Below are 18,851 nucleotides of genomic sequence, written 5' to 3'. Positions count from 1 at the left end.
ACCATATTTTGAGTAAATTTGATGATTATCCACTGAGCCCTGTACCTGCAAATAAAAGGCTCTCACTGCTTAGCGTCGCTATTGTGCATATGGGCATGCTGACTGCGCTGGATCAGTTTATGCTTGGCGCGGTTCTGGGCAACAGTATGACGCCGGGCGAGGCGTTTACCGCAATCACTCTGGCCAGCCTGCTATTTGGCGTGCTGACCTTCGCGCTCGGCTATGCAGGGATGCGCGAGGGATTGCCGGGCAGTCTGCTGGCTCGCTGGTGTGGTTTTGGTCGCCACGGCTCAGTGTTCATTGGTCTGCTGGTCGCGGTCAGCCTGCTGGGCTGGTTCGGCATTCAGAATGCCGTTTTCGCCCGATCGCTGAGCTATGCCCTGAACGGCAAACTCAGCTTTGCAGAGTCGGCAGCGCTTTCAGGAGCCGTGTTGACTTTACTGGTTACCTTTGGCTTTAAGGCGCTGCGCTTTACCGCACGCATTGCGGTTCCGCTCTTCATCGTGCTGGTCGGCTGGATTTTCTGGCACGCTTTCCACGGCCAGTCTGGCCAGATGACGCCGCCGGTTATTGCGAGCGAAACCATTACCGTGAGCGCCGCCATTACCATGGTAATTGGCGGTGCAATCCTGGCCAGTCTGATGACTCCCGACCTGACGCGTTTCTCACGTAACGGTAAAGATGTCTTCGCCATTACGCTGCTGACCATTCTGGCGGGAGAATATGGGATTAATGGGCTGGCAATTCTGATTGCCAGAGAACTGAAGACCTCAGACATCATCGCGATTATTACTCAAACTACCAGCTCACTGGGTTTGCTGGTTGTGGTCTTTTCTACCCTGCGCATTAACGACCTGAATCTCTATTCGTCAACGCTGGGCATCGCCAATGCGATTGAAGGCTTAACCGGCTATAAACCGCGTTATCCTGTGATTACGCTGCTGCTCGGTATGCTCGGCACACTCTGTTCAATTCTTGGGATTCTTGATCGTTTTGTCGATTTTCTGGAACTTCTGGGGGTCATCTTCCCGCCGGTACTGGGCGTGATGATCATTGACTACTATGTGCTGAAAACTGACCGCCAGACGCTGGCGCTGAGCCGCAACAGCAATTCCTTACCGGCAACGTCTCAGCTTATCGGCTGGCCCGCGCTGATAGCCAGTGCAGCGGGCGGAGCTACCGGACTGTTGGTTGAGCGCGGCGTACCGGTACTTAATTCGATTCTTGTGGCATGCGTGGTTTATCTGTTGACCGCCCCACTGTTGAAGCCTGCATCAGCCATAGAGGAAAATGCAAGAGCAGAATAAAATCGAAACGCGCCTGCTGACCAGGCTCGTTTCCTTACTTATGCGCTCGCTCAGTAACTCAGCCGCCCCTGCTTCACCAGCCATTCGCGCGCCATAAACAGCGCACTGACATTACGTGCCTCGCGGAAATCGGGTTCATCCAGCAGCGACATCATATCGCTCAGCGGCCAGCGGTGGACAATCAGCGGCTCCGGCTCATCGCCTTCCAGCTTTTCAGCGTAGAGACCTTCCGCCATCACAATGTTCATTTTGCTGGAAAAGTAGGAGGGCGCCATGGTGAGTTTGCCCAGCGTTGTCAGCTGATCGGCACCAAAACCGACCTCTTCTTTCAGTTCGCGAACTGCCGCTTCATTCACGGTTTCACCTGAATCGATCAGCCCCTTGGGGAAACCAAGCTCATAGGTTTCCAGTCCGACGGCATACTCCTGAATCAGGATCAGATGGTCATCAATAATCGGCACAATCATCACCGCTTCACGCTCTGAGGGCTTCATCCGCTCATAAACGCGATGCGCACCATTGCTGAAAGTCAGATCGACCGATTCAATGGTGAATAACCGTGAACGTGCCACGGCGGTGATATTGAGGATGTCAGGTTTTTTTGGAATTTTCATATCAGCCTCAAATTATTTTGCGCCGGCTATCTGGAGCGAATTAGCATACCTAACCACAGGCAATTGTGCGACAGTCAGACAATCACGTTATCGTTACACAGATTACATCGATTGAATAACAGCCTTTGGTTATCAGTTAAGACTAAATTTGCATTAGTCAATATGCTGCGATAAGTTTCAGATAATACCGATATTTAATCCAGTCTGAGCCGGTTACCATTCGGACAAGGCAGGGTTTAACAAATGCTAATCAGATATACGCTGGCACTATTTCATCGGGTGTCTGACTCCTCAGGGTTATATAATCTTCCGGAATGCCTCTTTTATAGTGAGCATAACCGAAAGCGAAAGTTTAAAGTGAAGGCAGCATTTTGGCTGAATTGAGCAGAGCATGAGCACAATCTTGATGATCCTGGCCATAGTGCTGACCTGTTCAATCCTGGCAGGCATTGGGTTCTGGTACGCTATGCGGCATCGTCCGCCGTTGGCGAAACCTCTGCCATTTATCAGTCCGCCCTGCCGTAAACTCTCTGCTCAGGAGCGTGAGGCGGTTGATAAGTATGTCGCCGCGCTGGAAAAGCAGCCCCGTACCACGGTGACGACCGATAAGCGCAGCGCGTCCGAACGACTGACGCTGACGGCACAAAGCAACAATGTCTACCCCGTTACCCGTGCGATTACCCGCTACGGACTCTCTACGGACGATCCCCATAAATGGCGCTACTACCTTGATGAAGTTGAAGTTCATCTGCCGCCGCTGTGGGAACAGTACATCGCCGACGAAAACTACGTTGAGTTAATCCGCACCCAATCTATTCCGCTGGTGATCTCGCTGAACGGCCACTCGCTGGTGGATTACGCCGTGGATCAGCAATCGCTGCCGACGCTGATGCGTCCGGTGTCGACCAACGCCTCTATCCGCAAAGCGGAAACGGAAAACGTCGAACTGCTGCAGGTGCGCAAAGAGACGCCGGAAGAGTATCGTCTGTCGCGACCAGATGGCACGCGTGAAGCGGTGCTCATCTCTCTTGCCTTCTTACTCTTCTTCTTCAGCCTGTTAGTCCCCGCAACGCTGATGATCTGGCTGGTGCTGACGGGTGCAGTCATGATTGCCGCCAGCCTGTGGCTGCTCTACCGCATTCCGGGTGAGCGCGGCCTGCGTGACATACACTGCCTGCGCGGCGCGCCAAAGCGCTGGGGCCTGTTCAGCGAATCGAACCAGGAGCAGAGCAATATCACACTGGGGATTATTGACCTCGCCTATCCACCGCACTGGCAGCCTTATGTCGCGCACGATCTCGGACAGGTGACGGATGTGGAGATCTACCTCAACCGTCAGGTGGTGCGTCAGGGTCGCTTCCTGTCACTGCAGGATGAAGTCAAAAATTTCCCTATTCAGCGCTGGCGGAAAAATGTGGTGCTGGCCTGTGGTTCACTGATGGTGCTGACCATGCTGGTCACCTGGATCCCGCTCGGCATGCCGATCAAACTCAGTCTGGCCTGGGCCAGGGGCACCGACAGCCTGGAGGTCAGCAGCGTCGATAAACTCAGCAGCGTGCCCCTGAATATTGGCGACAACCTCAAAGTGAGCGGTACCGGCATGTGTTCGGTGCCGGACAACTATCAGAGCAACCGGAGTTACGCCTTCATGCCGTTCGACTGCTCGGCGGTCTACTGGAATAACGCCACGCCATTGCCGCAGCCACAATCGGACATTATTGATAAAGCCGCTGCTCTGCTGGAGACCACCACAAAGCAGCTGCATCCGGAAACCAATACCGATCCTAAACTGAATCCGCAGCTGGCCTCCGCGATTCAGAAGTCCGGCATGATCCTGCTGGATGACTTCTCCGATCTGGTGATGAAAACGCAGGATCTCTGTAATCAGCCACAGGATTGTATGCGCCTGAAAAATGCGCTGGTGAACCTGGGCAATGCCAAAGACTGGGAAGCGCTGATGCGTCGCGCAGATTCCGGCCAGCTAAACGGCATGAATGTGCTGCTGCGGCCGGTCAGTGCTGAAGCCCTGGAAAACCTGGTCAATACCGCCACCTCGACCTTCTTTTTCCGCGAAACCCGTCGTGCAGCAGAAAATCTTAACAGCCCGCCGCCTGGCGGGTTCCTGATCGTCAGCGACGAGGGTCGCCAGCTGGTGAATCAGCCTCAGCCAACCGTGTCGCTGTTTGATCTTGATCCGCCCTCTCAGTGGCGCGAACTGCAACGTATCTCCGCCATGCTGCTGCATACGCCTTTCAGCGCCAGCGGCATCATCACCAGCATTTCAACGGATGCCAACGGCACGCGTCACATCGTGCTGCATAATGAACCGGATGCCATGGCGCAATGGCGCTATCTCGGCACCGTATTGCTGCTGCTGGTGCTGCTGACCTGCGGTGTGATCAATGGGTTACTGGCGCTGCGCCGTATGCATCTTAATCGCCAGCGCATGATCGATATCCAGCACTACTACGACAAGTGCTTCAATCATAACCTCGGCACTTTGCAGAGCGTGCGCCCGATATTCTGAGCCCTGCCCTTCTGTGCTACCCTGTCGCCCGGTTTTTTTACAGGGTGAAACATCCGCATGCTCAACTGGTCTGAGATTGATACCGTGCTGCTCGACATGGATGGCACGCTGCTGGATTTGGCGTTTGATCGCCACTTCTGGCTGGAGCATGTGCCTGAACAACTCAGTCAGCAACGCGGCATCACCCGGGCGGAAGCCGAAGCGATCATCGCGGAAAAGTATCAGGCCGTCGCCCATACGCTAAACTGGTATTGTCTGGATTACTGGGCAGAAGCGCTGGCGCTGGACATCCGTGCCATGACCTGGGCGATGCGCAGCCGCATTGCGCTGCGTGACGATACGCTGCCTTTTTTGCAGGCTCTGCGCCGCGCGGGCAAGTCCACTATCCTGCTGACCAACGCGCATCCTTACAATCTGGACGTCAAACTGGCGCAGACAGGTTTAGCGCCGCACCTTGATTTATTACTTTCCACCCATACCTTTGGGTATCCGAAAGAAGACCAACGTTTATGGCAGGCGGTACAACAGCACACCGGCTTTTCTGCGCCGCGCACGCTGTTTATCGATGATAGCGAAGTGATTCTGGATGCTGCGGCGTCATGGGGCATCGGCGAGTGCTTAGGCGTAAAGAACCCCGATTCGGGTCGTCCTGAGCAAATCTTTCAGCGTCATCGCGCCACCGGCGATTACCGGACGCTGATCTGAGTCAGGAGCAGCAATGAAGAAAGAGAAAAGCAGCGAAGAGGTACGCCTCGACAAGTGGCTGTGGGCCGCGCGCTTTTACAAAACCCGGGCGATTGCGCGGGAGATGATTGAAGGCGGCAAAGTGCATTACAACGGCCAGCGCAGCAAACCCGGCAAGGTGGTAGAGCTGAATGCGGAACTGACACTGCGTCAGGGCAACGATGAACGCACCGTGGTGGTGGCGGACATCAGCGCTCAGCGCCGTCCCGCCAGCGAGGCCCAGCAGCTCTATCGCGAAACCGATGCCAGCATTGAAAAACGCGAAAAAATGGCGCAGGCGCGCAAAATGAATGCGCTGACTATGCCCCATCCCGATCGGCGACCTGACAAAAAAGAGCGTCGCGATTTGATGAAGTTTAAATTATCGGGCGATGAATAACGCCGTCTTAGCTGACGCGCCATCGCCCCGTACCAGTGAGAGAAAAAATATGTCAGCCCAGGATCAACTGCACCGTTATCTGTTTGAAAATGCCGCCGTGCGCGGCGAGCTGGTGAACGTCTCTGACACCTGGCGTGAAACCGTAAAGAACCATGACTATCCGGCACCGGTTAAAACGCTGCTGGGTGAGATGCTGGTCGCCACCAGCCTGCTGACTGCCACGCTGAAGTTTGATGGCGAAATCACCGTGCAATTGCAGGGTGACGGCCCGCTGTCGCTGGCGGTGATCAACGGTAACAACAACCAGGAACTGCGCGGCGTAGCGCGTATCAAAGGCGACATCCCGGACGACAGTACCCTGAAAAGCATGGTGGGCAATGGCTATCTGGTGATCACCATTTCCCCTGAAAAGGGCGAACGTTATCAGGGAGTGGTGGGACTGGAAGGTGAAACTCTGGCGGAGTGCCTGGAAGATTACTTCATGCGCTCAGAGCAGCTGCCAACGCGGCTGTTTATCCGCACCAGCGACAAAGGCGCCGCAGGTATTCTGCTGCAGGTGATGCCGGCGCAGGATACGGAGAAAGAGGTTTTCGACCATCTGGCAACGCTAACCGAAACCATTAAAACGGAAGAGCTGATCGATCTGCCTGCGAATGAAGCGCTGTGGCGTCTCTACCATCAGGAAGAGGTCACCCTCTACGATCCGCAGCCAGTGATCTACAAATGCACCTGCTCGCGTGAGCGTTGTGGCGAAGTACTGACCACGCTGCCGCAGGAAGAGGTGGATGAGATCATCGCGGAAGATGGCAAAATCGACATGCACTGCGACTATTGCGGCTCAAACTACGTGTTTGATGCGGTCGATATCGCCGGTATTCGCAGCCACTCCCTTGAGAATAATAACCAGCTTCACTGATTAATCGGGCGGCTTCTGCCGCCCCTTCCCCGCCGCCCATGCCTATCCCCATAATTTTTCAGACAAATTATCTTTTTTTACTTTCATAACATCTTTTAAACGTTCGAAACATAGCCTTAACGCGCCCTGAGTCGCATTTTTAGATCACTGCCCTTTTTCCCTTAACGCAGAAGAGTAAACTGCGCGCGATCGTGCAAACGCCCGGAAGTCAGAGGCAGATGCCCTGAATTGCCCGGTGATCTTTGCAGGCTGTCGTGACGAAGCGCAGTCGACTGTCAGTGATTTGCCGCACCCGATACAACAGCCGGTGGCACGATCCCAACCTATCTCTGCTTTGCAGAACAGACACCGATTTAAGGAGCAGTAAAATGCGCGTTAACGGCCTGACCTCGCAAGACCTTGCCGCTTTGGGCATCGTGGATACCACGGAAGTGGTTTACAACCCTGATTACGACACGCTTTTTCAGGAAGAGACGCGCCCGGACCTCGAAGGTTTTGCTCGTGGCACCCTGACGCAGAGCGGCGCGATTGCAGTAGACACCGGGATTTTCACCGGGCGATCGCCAAAGGATAAGTACATTGTGCGTGACGACACCACGCGCGATACCCTGTGGTGGAACGACCAGGGCACCGGCAAAAACGACAATCAGCCCCTGTCGCAGGAGACCTGGAACGCGCTGAAAAGCTGCGTCACCCGCCAGCTTTCCGGCAAGCGCCTGTTTGTGGTGGATGCGTTCTGTGGTGCCAATGCCGATTCCCGTCTGAGCGTACGTTTTGTCACCGAAGTGGCCTGGCAGGCACACTTCGTGAAGAACATGTTCATCCAGCCTGACGACGCTGAACTGGCCGAATTCACTCCCGACTTTGTGGTGATGAACGGCGCCAAATGCACCAATCCAGACTGGCAGGCGCAGGGTCTTCACTCTGAAAACTTTGTCGCCTTCAATCTGACTGAACGCATGCAGCTGATTGGCGGAACCTGGTACGGCGGCGAGATGAAGAAAGGTCTGTTCGCCATCATGAACTACCTGCTGCCGCTGAAAGGCATCGCCTCGATGCACTGCTCTGCAAACGTGGGTAAAGCGGGCGATGTGGCGGTCTTCTTTGGCCTCTCGGGCACCGGCAAAACCACACTTTCTACCGATCCTGACCGCCAGCTGATCGGTGACGATGAGCACGGCTGGGACGATGATGGCGTGTTTAACTTCGAGGGCGGCTGCTACGCCAAAACCATCAACCTCTCTGAGCAGGCTGAGCCGGAGATTTACCACGCCATTCGCCGCAATGCGCTGCTGGAAAATGTGGTGGTTCGCGAAGATGGCAGCGTCGATTACGACGACGGCAGCAAAACCGAAAACACCCGCGTCTCCTATCCGATCAATCACATCGACAATATCGTGCAGCCGGTCTCAAAAGCGGGCCACGCGAAGAAAGTGATTTTCCTGACCGCCGATGCGTTTGGCGTGCTGCCACCGGTTTCACGTCTGACACCGGAGCAGACGCAGTATCATTTCCTGTCAGGTTTCACCGCCAAACTGGCGGGGACCGAGCGTGGCGTCACTGAGCCGACCCCCACCTTCTCCGCCTGTTTCGGCGCGGCGTTCCTGATGCTGCATCCGACGCAGTATGCGGAAGTGCTGGTGAAACGGATGGAGGCGTCCGGTGCGCAGGCTTATCTGGTCAATACCGGCTGGAACGGCAGCGGCAAACGCATCTCACTGAAGAATACCCGCGCCATTATCAATGCCATTCTGGCGGGTGAGCTGGATGATGCGCCGATGGAAACGCTGCCGATCTTTAATCTGCAGATGCCGGTTACGCTGGGCGAACTGGATAGTGATACGCTCGATCCGCGTCGTAGCTGGGAGAGTGAGGAGAAGTGGACCGCCGCCGCCGAAGGTCTGGCGCAGCGTTTTATTGATAACTTCGACAAGTACACGGATAACGCCGCAGGTGCTGCGCTGGTGAAAGCTGGCCCGCAACGCTAAAAGAAGCGGCGCGGCAATGAAACTGCCGCGCCGTTTTTATCATCCCGACACGCTGTTGCTGCCGTTGTTGTGGCTCAGCGCCATGCTTTCCACTAACGGCAACCAGGCACGAATGCGTAAACCGCCGCGTTCGCTCTCGCCAATCTCCAGCGAGCCCTGATGGGCATCAATGATACGCTGCACGATCGCCAGGCCCAGACCGGTACCGCTGGTGCTGCGGGCGCTGTCGCCGCGCACAAAGGGCTGGAACAGATGCGCCAGCTGATCCGGCTTGATGCCAGGTCCATCATCTTCCACCTGGAACCAGGCACGATGCAGTTCCCGTCCGCTGCTGACCCTGATCCAGCCATTACCGTATCGCGCGGCGTTAACCACCAGGTTAGCCAGTGCCCGTTTAATCGACAGCGGGTTGATATCCAGCATTAACTCTTCCGGCATCACCGCATTTTCGATCTCACGTTCATAGCCGCTTTCAGCGGCCACCACTTCGCCCAGCACACTGTTAAGGTCGGCGCGCTCAGTCTGCATCTCCTGACCGGTACGCAGGTAGTCGATGAACTGTTCGATAATGGCGTTGCACTCTTCGATATCTTTATTAATCGATTCGGCCAGGTAGCCATCCTGCTCGCTCATCATCTCGGTGGCGAGACGAATACGGGTCAGCGGCGTTCGCAAATCGTGGCTGACGCCCGCCATTAACAGCGTGCGGTCATCCGCCAGCTGCTTCACCCCGGCCGCCATCTGGTTAAAGGCGCGGGTCACCGATCGCACTTCTGACGCGCCATACTCGCGCAGCGGCGGCGGAATAATCCCGCGCCCGACCTGCAGAGCGGCGTGCTCCAGATCCACCAGCGGGCGGTTCTGGATGCGTATAAACAGCCAGGCACCGCCAATCGCCAGCAGCATAATCGCCAGGGTGTAGCGGAACAGCGGCGAGAAGTCGCCCTGATGAATCTCAGTCAGCGGCACCCGCACCCAGATATCGGGCGACAGCCAGGTTTTCAGCCAGACGACGGGCGAGTTTTTGTTAACCTCAACCCGCACATCGGTGGGACCGCCAAGCTGCTGGCCCATCTGCTCGCTCAGGAATTCATAGTGCTGCGCCCATCGCAATCCGCTCTCCTCTGCTGCTGCATTGGTGTAGAGCGAGATCCCCAGTTCGCGGTAGATTTCCCGGCGAAACGCCGGTGGCACTTCCAGCTGCGTGCCATCTTCCAGCTGCAACCGGTCGGTCATCAGCATACGAACTTCGTAAGCGAGCACCTTATTGAACTGTTGCAGGCTGGGAAGAATGGCGAAGTTCAGCACCACCAGATAGGTCGTTACCAGGCTGACAAACAGCAGGGTAACGATCAGCAGCAGGGTGCGGGCAAACGAACTGCGAGGCGAGAAGCGCAGTCGCTTCATGCTTTACTGCCGTCCGGCACAAAGACGTAGCCCAGACCCCAGACGGTCTGGATATAACGCGGATGCGCAGGATCCTCTTCCACCATGCGACGCAGGCGGGAGATCTGGACGTCAATCGAACGTTCCATGGCGCTGTATTCACGGCCACGCGCCAGGTTCATCAGCTTATCGCGAGACAGCGGCTCACGCGGGTGGCTGACCAGTGCTTTCAGCACCGCAAACTCACCGCTGGTCAGTGGCATCGGCTCATCTTCACGGAACATCTCGCGGGTGCCGAGGTTAAGTTTGAACTTACCAAAGGCGATGATCGCCTCTTCCTGCGAAGGCGCGCCTGGCAGTTCATTGGCCTGACGGCGCAGCACCGCACGGATACGCGCCAGCAGCTCACGCGGGTTAAAGGGTTTAGGAATATAGTCGTCAGCGCCGATCTCCAGCCCCACGATACGATCCACCTCTTCGCCCTTGGCGGTCACCATAATAATCGGCATCGGGTTGCTCTGACTGCGCAGACGACGGCAGATAGAGAGACCATCCTCGCCTGGCAACATCAGGTCGAGCACCATCAGATGAAAGGATTCACGGGTTAACAGACGATCCATCTGCTCGGCATTAGCGACACTGCGCACCTGAAAGCCCTGCTCGGTGAGATAGCGTTCAAGCAGTGCACGCAGACGCATATCATCATCGACGACCAGAATTTTGTAGTTCTCTTGCATTTTCAACTCCCAAAGGCGCTATTGCCTGAGCCAACATTGTTAAAAAAAGATGCCTTATAGTGACAGTCATTAATGGTTTATATTCTAGCCAAAATTGTTACAAAGCATATTAAACAGGAGCTTATATTTGATTTAAGGCCATTTCGGGTCAGTTTTAACGCGTCTGGCGCTGCCCGGCCCCTGTTACGGCAAATCTGAAAAAACGGCTCTGTTTCTCTGAATCGCTGGCGTCAGAAGCGGGCCAGTTTTTATTCGATGAACGAATTCAGCAAGTTAGCAGACAATTTGACTTAATGATCAGCTATCACTGTGGATAAGCTCCAGATAATCTACCTCAACAGCAGTCAGGCAGCATAATATTCCAGCAAACCTGCGTAACGCCCCACTCTCCTCTCGGATTAGTTTCAGCGGTGCCACCAGCAAGGCCAGTTGAAATTAAAGTCCGTTAAATCAATCAGTAAAGCCAACTTTTCGCCTTCTCCGTTTTCAACCAGACTGCTCAGGCAACATTCGATGTCTCAACGGGGATTACACACAATGAAAAAAACAATTTTACTGCTGAGCGCGCTGGCATTAAGCAGCGTCACTCCAGCTTATGCTGCCACAGCCACCGGTGAAGCAGCTGGCGCAGCGGCAACCACCACAGCACAAGGTAACTCTAACGCCATCGGTGTTGGCGCAGTCGCAGCCCTGCTGGGCGTTGCGCTGGCCACCATGGGCGGCGGCGGCGGTGACGGTCACAGCACCGGTACATCGACCACCACGGCGACTCACGCCGGTAAATAAGTATCACGACTTCTTTTACAGCTTCAGATTACTGGCTTCAGATTGTTGTTCAGCACCAACCCTTTCGCCGCCGGGGAAGTCAACGTGGGTTTTTAGCCTTTAAAAACCCTTTCCCCGCCCTTTTTTGCCGCGCCCCCTTTGTCTTACACTGTTCCTCTTTGGATCTCTCTGGCCGGTATAGCATGAAAACCCGACTCATTACCCGCGAAGGCTTCGATAAGCTGAAAGCAGAACTCGACTATCTCTGGCGTGAAGAGCGACCGGAAGTGACAAAAAAAGTCACCTGGGCTGCCAGTCTTGGCGATCGCAGTGAAAATGCCGATTATCAGTACAACAAAAAACGGCTGCGTGAAATCGACCGTCGCGTTCGCTATCTGACCAAAAGTCTTGAACAGCTGCGTATCGTTGACTATTCACCCCAGCAGGATGGCAAAGTCTTCTTTGGCGCCTGGGTGGAAATTGAAAACGATGAGGGCGACCTAAAACGCTTCCGCATTGTGGGCTACGATGAGATTTTTGGCCGCAAAGATTACATCTCCATCGACTCGCCCATGGCGCGGGCGCTGCTGAAAAAAGAGGTCGGCGATGCCGCCACCGTCGAGACGCCAGTGGGGCCGGCACTGTGGTATATCAACGCGATTGACTACCCGCAATAACCCTTCAGATTATCGCTGAAAGCCGCCCGCGTCTCTGGCAATTTTAACCATCAATCCGTATAACTGTCGGCTATTTCTCAACCCGGAAAGCAAGACAATCCTGATGATGAAAGTTCTGAGCCAGATAATTGCCAGTGAGCTCCAGGCGCGTCCAGAGCAAGTTGACGCCGCCGTTCGCCTGCTGGATGAAGGGAATACCGTGCCGTTTATCGCACGCTATCGTAAAGAGGTCACCGGCGGGCTGGATGATACCCAGTTGCGCCAGCTGGAAACCCGCCTCAGCTATCTGCGTGAACTTGAAGAGCGACGCCAGTCGATTCTGAAGTCGATTGACGATCAGGGGAAACTCACTGACGACCTCGCCCGCGCGATCAACACCACCCTCAGCAAAACCGAGCTTGAAGACCTCTACCTGCCCTACAAACAGAAACGCCGGACGCGTGGACAGATCGCTATCGAAGCGGGTCTGGAGCCGCTGGCGGAGACGCTGTGGCAGGAGCCGTCTCACATTCCTGAGCAGCTTGCCGAACAGTATGTCGATGCCGACAAAGGCGTCGCCGACGTCCGTGCCGCGCTGGATGGTGCCCGCTACATTCTGATGGAGCGTTTCGCTGAAGATGCCGCGCTGCTGGCGAAGGTGCGTAATTACCTGTGGAAAAATGCCCATCTGGTGTCACGCGTGGTGGAAGGCAAAGAGGAAGCGGGCGCGAAGTTCCGCGACTACTTTGATCACCATGAAGCGCTCAGCGGCGTGCCGTCGCACCGTGCGCTGGCGATGCTGCGTGGCCGCAACGAAGGCGTGCTGCAACTGTCGCTGAATGCCGATCCACAGTTTGATGAAGCACCGCGTGAGAGCCACGGCGAAACGCTGATTGCTGAGCACCTGAACCTGCGCCTGAATAACGCTCCTGCCGACAGCTGGCGTAAAGCGGTGGTGAGCTGGACGTGGCGCATCAAGGTGATGCTGCATCTGGAAACGGAGCTGATGGGCACGGTGCGCGAACGCGCAGAAGATGAAGCGATTAACGTCTTTGCCCGCAACCTGCACGATCTGCTGATGGCCGCTCCCGCCGGTATGCGCGCCACCATGGGGCTGGACCCAGGCCTGCGCACCGGCGTCAAAGTGGCGGTGGTCGATGCCACCGGCAAGGTCGTCGCGACCGACACCGTCTATCCGCATACCGGCCAGACCGCGAAAGCCGCAGCCGCCGTAGCGGCACTCTGCATTAAGCATCAGGTTGAGCTGGTGGCGATTGGCAACGGCACCGCTTCACGTGAAACTGAGCGCTTCTTCCTGGATCTGCAGCAGCAGTTCCCGCAGGTCACGGCGCAAAAAGTGATTGTCAGTGAAGCTGGCGCATCTGTCTATTCGGCCTCTGAACTGGCGGCGCTGGAGTTCCCGGATCTCGATGTTTCGCTGCGCGGCGCGGTGTCGATTGCCCGACGTTTGCAGGATCCGCTGGCTGAGCTGGTGAAAATCGACCCGAAATCGATCGGTGTGGGTCAGTATCAGCATGACGTCAGTCAGAGCCAGCTGGCGAAGAAACTCGACGCGGTAGTGGAAGATTGCGTGAACGCCGTTGGCGTTGACCTCAACACCGCCTCGGTGCCGCTGCTGACCCGCGTGGCGGGCCTGACGCGCATGATGGCGCAGAATATTGTCGGCTGGCGTGATGAGCATGGCCGCTTCCAGAACCGTCAGCAGTTGCTGAAAGTTAGCCGCCTTGGGCCAAAAGCCTTTGAGCAGTGTGCGGGCTTCCTGCGCATCAACCATGGCGATAACCCGCTGGATGCCTCAACTGTGCATCCGGAAGCCTACCCGGTGGTGGAGCGCATCCTGGCCGCCACCGAGCAGGCACTGAGCGATCTGATGGGCAACGCAGGCAGCCTGCGTAATCTCAGTGCCCGCGATTTCATTGATGAACGTTTTGGTCTGCCGACCGTCACCGACATTATGAAAGAGCTGGAGAAGCCGGGCCGCGATCCGCGTCCTGAGTTTAAAACTGCACAGTTCGCTGAAGGCGTAGAGACGCTGAACGATCTGACGCCGGGCATGATCCTCGAAGGTGCCGTCACTAACGTGACCAACTTCGGTGCATTTGTGGATATCGGCGTGCATCAGGATGGCCTGGTGCATATCTCTTCGCTCTCCGATCGCTTCGTGGAAGATCCGCATCAGGTGGTGAAAGCGGGCGATATCGTCAAAGTGAAAGTGATGGAGGTCGATCTCCAGCGCAAGCGTATTGCCCTGACCATGCGTCTTGATGAGCAGCCAGGCGAAGGCAATGCCCGTGGTGGCGCGAAAAACGCTGCTCCGCGCGAGGAGAAACGTCAGAACAACGCGAAAGGTCGTCCGCGTCCGGTCAGCTCGTCAGCAGGTAACAGTGCGATGGGTGATGCGCTGGCTGCGGCTTTCGGTAAAAAACGCTAAGCTTTTCAGGGGGCCACTGCCTGGCCCCCACTTCACGCCCTTCTCCCCGGTTGAAAATCCCCGCCATCGCGCTACGCTAAAAAGACGCCTGTCATAAAAACAACACCTGCTGTGGCACCCAATTCACGATGGAAACGATCACCGATCTGATTGATAAGATTTATGCTGGCACATTTCCGGAGGCGACCTTTGCGCGCCTGCTGGCTGACATCGCCACCGCCCGCAAGGCCATTAAGCTGCCGCGCAAGGCACACTGGGATGAGCAGGATGTGGTGCTGATCACCTATGCCGATCAGTTTCGCGAAGCCGATAAACCCACGCTCAGCACCTTTTCCCGGTTCTATCAGCAGCACCTGCAATCCACGTTTCCGCTGGTTCACCTGTTGCCCTTTTTCCCCTGGTCGTCCGATGACGGCTTTTCGGTGATTGATTACCATCAGGTCGATCCGCTGTGCGGCGACTGGCAGGACATTGCGCGGCTGCATCAGGAAACCCGGCTGATGTTCGATTTTGTCTGCAACCATATGTCGGCACACAGCGCCTGGTTCAGCCACTTCCTGGCGCAGGATCCCGGCTGGGACGATTTCTTTATCAGTATGCCGCCCGCCACCGATCTCAGCGCCGTGACGCGTCCGCGCACCTCGCCGCTGCTGACGCCGTTTAAAATGGCGGATGGCGAAACCCGCTTTATCTGGACCACCTTCAGCGCCGACCAGATCGACCTCAACTTTGCCAATCCTGAGGTGCTGCTGCGCATGGTCAATGTGCTGCTCGACTACCTGAAACGCGGCGCTGACTATGTGCGTCTTGATGCGGTCGGCTACATGTGGAAAACGCCCGGAACGCGCTGCATTCATCTGGAAAAGACCCATCAGCTGGTGAAGCTGTTTCGCGCTATTGCCGACCAGGTTGCGCCTGGCACGGTGATTATCACCGAGACTAACGTGCCGCATCAGGACAACATCAGCTATCTGGGCAACGGGCACGATGAGGCGCAGATGGTCTATCAGTTTTCGTTGCCGCCACTGGTGCTGCATGCGATTCACACCGGCTCGGCGCGCGCACTGCGGCAGTGGGCGAGCGCTCTGGATCTCAGCAGCAACGACACCACCTTTTTCAACTTTCTGGCGTCACACGACGGCATCGGCCTTAATCCGGCGCGCGGCATTTTGTCTGAAGTGGAGATTGTGGCGCTGGTGCGCGATCTGGCGCTGGAAGGCGCGCTGGTCTCCTATAAAAACAACCCTGACGGCACCACCAGCCCCTATGAAATCAACGTCACCTATCTGGATGCGCTCAACCGTGAAGATGACGATGACGCCACGCGGCTGAAACGTTTTTTGCTGGCCCATGCGATTCTGCTGGTCTTTCCCGGCGTGCCTGCCATCTATATCCAGAGCATTCTGGGTGGTCGTAACCATTACGATGGCGTGCGCGCCGCCGGACACAACCGGGCGATTAATCGGCAGAAGTATGATTTACAGCAGATAGAAGCGGATCTGGCGGGCGGTAACTGGCTGCGCCAGCAGGTCTATACGCGGCTCGGCCAGCTGATTCAGCTGCGTCGTCGCCAGCCTGCGTTTCACCCGGATAATCCGATGACGCTTTATGAGAGCGAAAACGCCGTGCTGGTGCTCAGACGTCATCAGCCAGAAAGCGGTGACGGGCTGCTGTGCGTGTTTAATCTCAGTGGACGGTCAGTGGAGACGCAATTGCCGGTGGCGCATACGTTGCAGGATGTGGTGAGCGGAGAGAAAATTGATGGCACCCAGCCGGTTAAGCTGGATGCCTGGCAGTTCATGTGGCTACGTTAATTACTTGTAGACTTCAGCCGTTGCGCTGAATTTGCCGTGTTCGCGACCGGCGATCACCAGGTAATATTTACCGCCTTTTTCGTCAGCGAGCTGCGACAGCACTTTTTTAGCATCCATTGGCGAGGTGGTTTCCGCCGTGGTGTTAACGGTGCCGATCTTCTGCAGGTTCATTGTCTTAACTTCTTCTTTGGTGACTTCTTTCGCTGCCATCGCAGAAAATGAAATCGCGCCCATCATCATTGAAGCCACAACCCATTTAAAAACCTTCATTATGTTTACCCTCATTCATGATCCATTGTGAGATGTAAGCAGCCGCTAAACGCGTAAGGCAGTATGGAACGGCATAGTCATTTCCATGACTAATCACATAAAATTGCAACGGCCTCGCTCACAGAGAGAAGTATTGCTGCTGTCTGCGATTTTGCCAGTTCAAAGCGTCATTATCACGGCAGATTACTGATAAAATTAACAATATGCTGGCAAAAGCGCTCAGGATGGGAAATAAAAGGCGCATGTGCGGCTTTTTCGATAACCACTGAAGGCGATGCTGGCAACATTTCATCTATCTCCGCCGCAATCCGGCGCGGCACCAGTCCATCTAACGCGCCATAGAGTCGCAGGAACGGCAGCGTAATCTGCGGTAACGCGTCGCGCAGATCGACCTGGCGCAGAATATCCAGTCCGCCATCCAGCACCGCCACCTCCGGCATCGGCTGCGACAGCACCACCTCTTTCAGCTGCCGCGCATCGGCGCGAGCCGTTTCGGTACCCAGCGTCTGCAGCGCCAGAAAGCGCTCCACCGTGCGCTGGAAATCGTTGCTGAGCATCTGCTGAAAGTTCTGCAGCGTCTCCGGTTTAATGCCGGGCCAGCTCTCTGTGGCGGTGAAACAGGGCGACGAGGCAACGGTGATCAGTGCAGCCAGTTTTTCTGGCGCACTCAGCGCCAGCTGCGTCGCCACCAGTCCGCCCAGCGACCAGCCCACCACAATCGCCTGTGGTGGCAGCGCAGGCAGCAATTGCGCTGCCATCTGCTCCAGCGTCAGCGCACCGAAATGCTGGCTGCGGCCATAGCCGGGCAGATCGACCAGATGCAGGCGATAGTGCGCGCTGAGTCGCGGAATGATGCTTTGCCAGACTTCGGCATTCAGTCCCCATCCGTGCAGCAGCACAAGATCGCGTTTTCCTTCTCCGCAGGTGTGCCAGTAGAGCGACGTCATCAGTTACTATCCCGAAAATGATAAGGAGGTCGCTATGCTAGCAATGCCCGCCCTATGTTGGCTATGCCGGATGCCGTTGCGGATAGCCCGGCACGGCATCTGCAGCTTATGTCTGCGCGGATTACCGCCGTTACCGCTGCTCTGTCCACGCTGCGGATTGCCGGCAGGTTCAGCAAAGGTCGCCTGCGGCCGCTGCCAGCTTAAACCGCCCGCCTGGCAGGCGCTGGTCTGCGTCAATGACTATTGTCCGCCGTTCAGCCAGTGGGTTAACCAGCTTAAATTTTCTCACATAACCGCACTCAGGGTGATGCTGGCGCGGCTGCTTTTGCTAAGCTGGCTTAATGTTTACCGGCGTGGCAGTGTGCCGCGTCCCGATCTGCTGCTGCCGGTTCCGCTGCATCGGCGACGACGCTGGCAGCGCGGCTTTAATCAGACGGTACTGCTGGCCGCACCGCTGGCGCAGTGGCTGGGATGTGAATGGCGCGAAGGTCTTTCCCGCAAGCGCGGGGGCGCATTACAGCATCAGCTCAGCGCCCGCCAGCGCCGCACCAACTTACGGGGTGCTTTCTGCCTTGAAATGGTGGTGCAGGGACGCCATATCGCTTTGCTGGATGACGTCATTACCACCGGCAGTACGGTAGATGAAATCAGCCGCCTGTTAATGGCCCAGGGTGCCGCCAGCGTGCAGGTCTGGTGCCTGTGCCGTACCTTGTAGAGCGTCTTTGATGGGCGTATTATAACCAACTAAATTAGTCAACTATTGAGCAATCGACATGATCCGAATTACTGACTCTGCCCAGGAACATTTTTCTAAACTGCTATCCAAACAAGAAGATGGCACCCAGATTCGCGTATTCGTGATTAACCCGGGTACGCCAACAGCCGAGTGTGGCGTCTCTTACTGTCCGCCCGATGCCGTTGAAGCTACTGACACCGAACTGAAGTTCGAAAAGCTCTCTGCTTACGTTGATGAACTGAGCAAGCCGTATCTGGAAGATGCTGAAATTGACTTCGTTACCGACAATCTTGGTTCACAGCTGACGCTGAAAGCGCCGAATGCCAAAATGCGTAAAGTCTCTGATGATGCGCCAATGGTTGAGCGCGTTGAGTATCTGCTTCAGGCGCAGATCAACCCACAGCTGGCCGGCCATGGCGGTCGCGTGTCGCTGATGGAGATCACCGATGAGGGCTACGCCATTCTGCAGTTTGGCGGCGGCTGTAACGGCTGTTCGATGATCGACGTGACCCTGAAAGATGGTATCGAGAAAGAGCTGCTGGCCGCCTTCCCGGAACTCAAAGGCGTGCGGGATATTACTGAGCATCAGCGCGGTGAACACTCGTTCTACTGA

At 56.1% G+C, this 18,851-nt stretch carries 17 protein-coding genes; 12 read left to right on the top strand and 5 right to left on the bottom strand.

All coding sequences use genetic code 11. The annotated features are described in order from the left end of the window. Window positions 1-8: 8 nt before the first annotated feature. Window positions 9-1,307, top strand: coding sequence for a cytosine permease (locus AFL22_RS03280; RefSeq protein ID WP_052270786.1), 1,299 nt, complete (start codon window positions 9-11; stop codon window positions 1,305-1,307). Between the two features lie 50 nt (window positions 1,308-1,357). Here AFL22_RS03280 and nudE read toward each other — a convergent pair whose 3' ends face one another. Further along, on the bottom strand, window positions 1,358-1,921 hold the full coding sequence (gene nudE, locus AFL22_RS03275; protein ID WP_052270785.1) for an ADP compounds hydrolase NudE: 564 nt from the start codon (window positions 1,919-1,921) through the stop codon (window positions 1,358-1,360). Between the two features lie 391 nt (window positions 1,922-2,312). On the opposite strand from nudE, the gene AFL22_RS03270 reads away from it, so the two are divergent. From AFL22_RS03270 to pckA, 5 genes are all read left to right on the top strand, one after another. Then, window positions 2,313-4,448, top strand: coding sequence for an intracellular growth attenuator family protein (locus AFL22_RS03270; RefSeq protein ID WP_010253154.1), 2,136 nt, complete (start codon window positions 2,313-2,315; stop codon window positions 4,446-4,448). A gap of 57 nt (window positions 4,449-4,505) precedes the next feature. After that, complete coding sequence (gene yrfG / locus AFL22_RS03265; RefSeq protein ID WP_022624036.1) at window positions 4,506-5,153, top strand: GMP/IMP nucleotidase; 648 nt, start codon at window positions 4,506-4,508, stop codon at window positions 5,151-5,153. 13 nt (window positions 5,154-5,166) lie between these two features. Further along, the gene (gene hslR / locus AFL22_RS03260; protein WP_010253159.1) at window positions 5,167-5,571 is read left to right on the top strand and encodes a ribosome-associated heat shock protein Hsp15; all 405 of its coding nucleotides are present in this window, start codon (window positions 5,167-5,169) and stop codon (window positions 5,569-5,571) included. Between the two features lie 49 nt (window positions 5,572-5,620). After that, window positions 5,621-6,487, top strand: coding sequence for an Hsp33 family molecular chaperone HslO (gene hslO / locus AFL22_RS03255; RefSeq protein ID WP_010671560.1), 867 nt, complete (start codon window positions 5,621-5,623; stop codon window positions 6,485-6,487). Window positions 6,488-6,855: 368 nt separating this feature from the next. Further along, window positions 6,856-8,475, top strand: a complete 1,620-nt coding sequence (gene pckA / locus AFL22_RS03250) for a phosphoenolpyruvate carboxykinase (ATP) (protein ID WP_052270784.1) — start codon at window positions 6,856-6,858, stop codon at window positions 8,473-8,475. 39 nt (window positions 8,476-8,514) lie between these two features. Here the strand turns inward: pckA and envZ are convergent, their stop codons facing one another. Next, window positions 8,515-9,882 carry a two-component system sensor histidine kinase EnvZ gene (envZ, locus tag AFL22_RS03245; protein WP_010253168.1) on the bottom strand — a complete coding sequence of 456 codons (1,368 nt, stop codon included), beginning with the start codon at window positions 9,880-9,882 and terminating at the stop codon, window positions 8,515-8,517. Continuing rightward, the gene (gene ompR / locus AFL22_RS03240) at window positions 9,879-10,598 is read right to left on the bottom strand and encodes a two-component system response regulator OmpR (protein ID WP_003853014.1); all 720 of its coding nucleotides are present in this window, start codon (window positions 10,596-10,598) and stop codon (window positions 9,879-9,881) included. The genes envZ and ompR overlap by 4 nt, the downstream gene beginning before the upstream one ends. Window positions 10,599-11,135: 537 nt before the next feature. Between ompR and yjbE the strand changes: the two genes are divergently transcribed. From yjbE to AFL22_RS03220, 4 genes are all read left to right on the top strand, one after another. Continuing rightward, entirely contained in the window at window positions 11,136-11,384 is a 249-nt protein-coding gene (yjbE, locus tag AFL22_RS03235; protein WP_010253177.1) for an exopolysaccharide production protein YjbE, read from the top strand. A 182-nt stretch (window positions 11,385-11,566) separates the two neighbouring features. Then, on the top strand, window positions 11,567-12,040 hold the full coding sequence (greB, locus tag AFL22_RS03230; protein ID WP_010253180.1) for a transcription elongation factor GreB: 474 nt from the start codon (window positions 11,567-11,569) through the stop codon (window positions 12,038-12,040). Between the two features lie 103 nt (window positions 12,041-12,143). Continuing rightward, window positions 12,144-14,471 carry a Tex family protein gene (locus AFL22_RS03225; protein WP_050680521.1) on the top strand — a complete coding sequence of 776 codons (2,328 nt, stop codon included), beginning with the start codon at window positions 12,144-12,146 and terminating at the stop codon, window positions 14,469-14,471. Between the two features lie 128 nt (window positions 14,472-14,599). Further along, entirely contained in the window at window positions 14,600-16,285 is a 1,686-nt protein-coding gene (locus AFL22_RS03220) for an alpha-amylase family glycosyl hydrolase (protein WP_052270783.1), read from the top strand. Here AFL22_RS03220 and AFL22_RS03215 read toward each other — a convergent pair whose 3' ends face one another. Together AFL22_RS03215 and bioH are read right to left on the bottom strand one after the other, a co-directional pair. Further along, complete coding sequence (locus tag AFL22_RS03215) at window positions 16,286-16,555, bottom strand: YdgH/BhsA/McbA-like domain containing protein (RefSeq protein ID WP_010253187.1); 270 nt, start codon at window positions 16,553-16,555, stop codon at window positions 16,286-16,288. Between the two features lie 173 nt (window positions 16,556-16,728). Continuing rightward, window positions 16,729-17,502, bottom strand: a complete 774-nt coding sequence (gene bioH / locus AFL22_RS03210) for a pimeloyl-ACP methyl ester esterase BioH (protein ID WP_052270782.1) — start codon at window positions 17,500-17,502, stop codon at window positions 16,729-16,731. Window positions 17,503-17,536: 34 nt separating this feature from the next. On the opposite strand from bioH, the gene gntX reads away from it, so the two are divergent. Both gntX and nfuA read left to right on the top strand, forming a co-directional pair. Continuing rightward, a complete protein-coding gene (gene gntX / locus AFL22_RS03205; RefSeq protein WP_052270781.1) occupies window positions 17,537-18,217 on the top strand; it encodes a DNA utilization protein GntX in 681 nt (226 codons plus the stop codon). 58 nt (window positions 18,218-18,275) lie between these two features. Continuing rightward, window positions 18,276-18,851, top strand: coding sequence for a Fe-S biogenesis protein NfuA (nfuA, locus tag AFL22_RS03200; RefSeq protein ID WP_010253194.1), 576 nt, complete (start codon window positions 18,276-18,278; stop codon window positions 18,849-18,851).

Origin of the sequence: Pantoea sp. CFSAN033090, from assembly GCF_001264395.1 — a bacterium.
Classification (GTDB): domain Bacteria; phylum Pseudomonadota; class Gammaproteobacteria; order Enterobacterales; family Enterobacteriaceae; genus Pantoea; species Pantoea agglomerans.
This window is presented reverse-complemented; position numbering and strand designations above follow the sequence as displayed.

Coding starts and splice junctions, on each gene's coding strand:
- nudE (WP_052270785.1), bottom strand. CDS start 1,921: ATGAAAATTCCAAAAAAACCTGACATCCTCAATATCACCGCCGTGGCA.
- pckA (WP_052270784.1), top strand. CDS start 6,856: ATGCGCGTTAACGGCCTGACCTCGCAAGACCTTGCCGCTTTGGGCATC.
- AFL22_RS03220 (WP_052270783.1), top strand. CDS start 14,600: ATGGAAACGATCACCGATCTGATTGATAAGATTTATGCTGGCACATTT.
- yrfG (WP_022624036.1), top strand. CDS start 4,506: ATGCTCAACTGGTCTGAGATTGATACCGTGCTGCTCGACATGGATGGC.
- AFL22_RS03225 (WP_050680521.1), top strand. CDS start 12,144: ATGATGAAAGTTCTGAGCCAGATAATTGCCAGTGAGCTCCAGGCGCGT.
- AFL22_RS03270 (WP_010253154.1), top strand. CDS start 2,313: ATGAGCACAATCTTGATGATCCTGGCCATAGTGCTGACCTGTTCAATC.
- yjbE (WP_010253177.1), top strand. CDS start 11,136: ATGAAAAAAACAATTTTACTGCTGAGCGCGCTGGCATTAAGCAGCGTC.
- greB (WP_010253180.1), top strand. CDS start 11,567: ATGAAAACCCGACTCATTACCCGCGAAGGCTTCGATAAGCTGAAAGCA.
- envZ (WP_010253168.1), bottom strand. CDS start 9,882: ATGAAGCGACTGCGCTTCTCGCCTCGCAGTTCGTTTGCCCGCACCCTG.
- nfuA (WP_010253194.1), top strand. CDS start 18,276: ATGATCCGAATTACTGACTCTGCCCAGGAACATTTTTCTAAACTGCTA.
- AFL22_RS03215 (WP_010253187.1), bottom strand. CDS start 16,555: ATGAAGGTTTTTAAATGGGTTGTGGCTTCAATGATGATGGGCGCGATT.
- gntX (WP_052270781.1), top strand. CDS start 17,537: ATGCTAGCAATGCCCGCCCTATGTTGGCTATGCCGGATGCCGTTGCGG.
- hslR (WP_010253159.1), top strand. CDS start 5,167: ATGAAGAAAGAGAAAAGCAGCGAAGAGGTACGCCTCGACAAGTGGCTG.
- bioH (WP_052270782.1), bottom strand. CDS start 17,502: ATGACGTCGCTCTACTGGCACACCTGCGGAGAAGGAAAACGCGATCTT.
- hslO (WP_010671560.1), top strand. CDS start 5,621: ATGTCAGCCCAGGATCAACTGCACCGTTATCTGTTTGAAAATGCCGCC.
- ompR (WP_003853014.1), bottom strand. CDS start 10,598: ATGCAAGAGAACTACAAAATTCTGGTCGTCGATGATGATATGCGTCTG.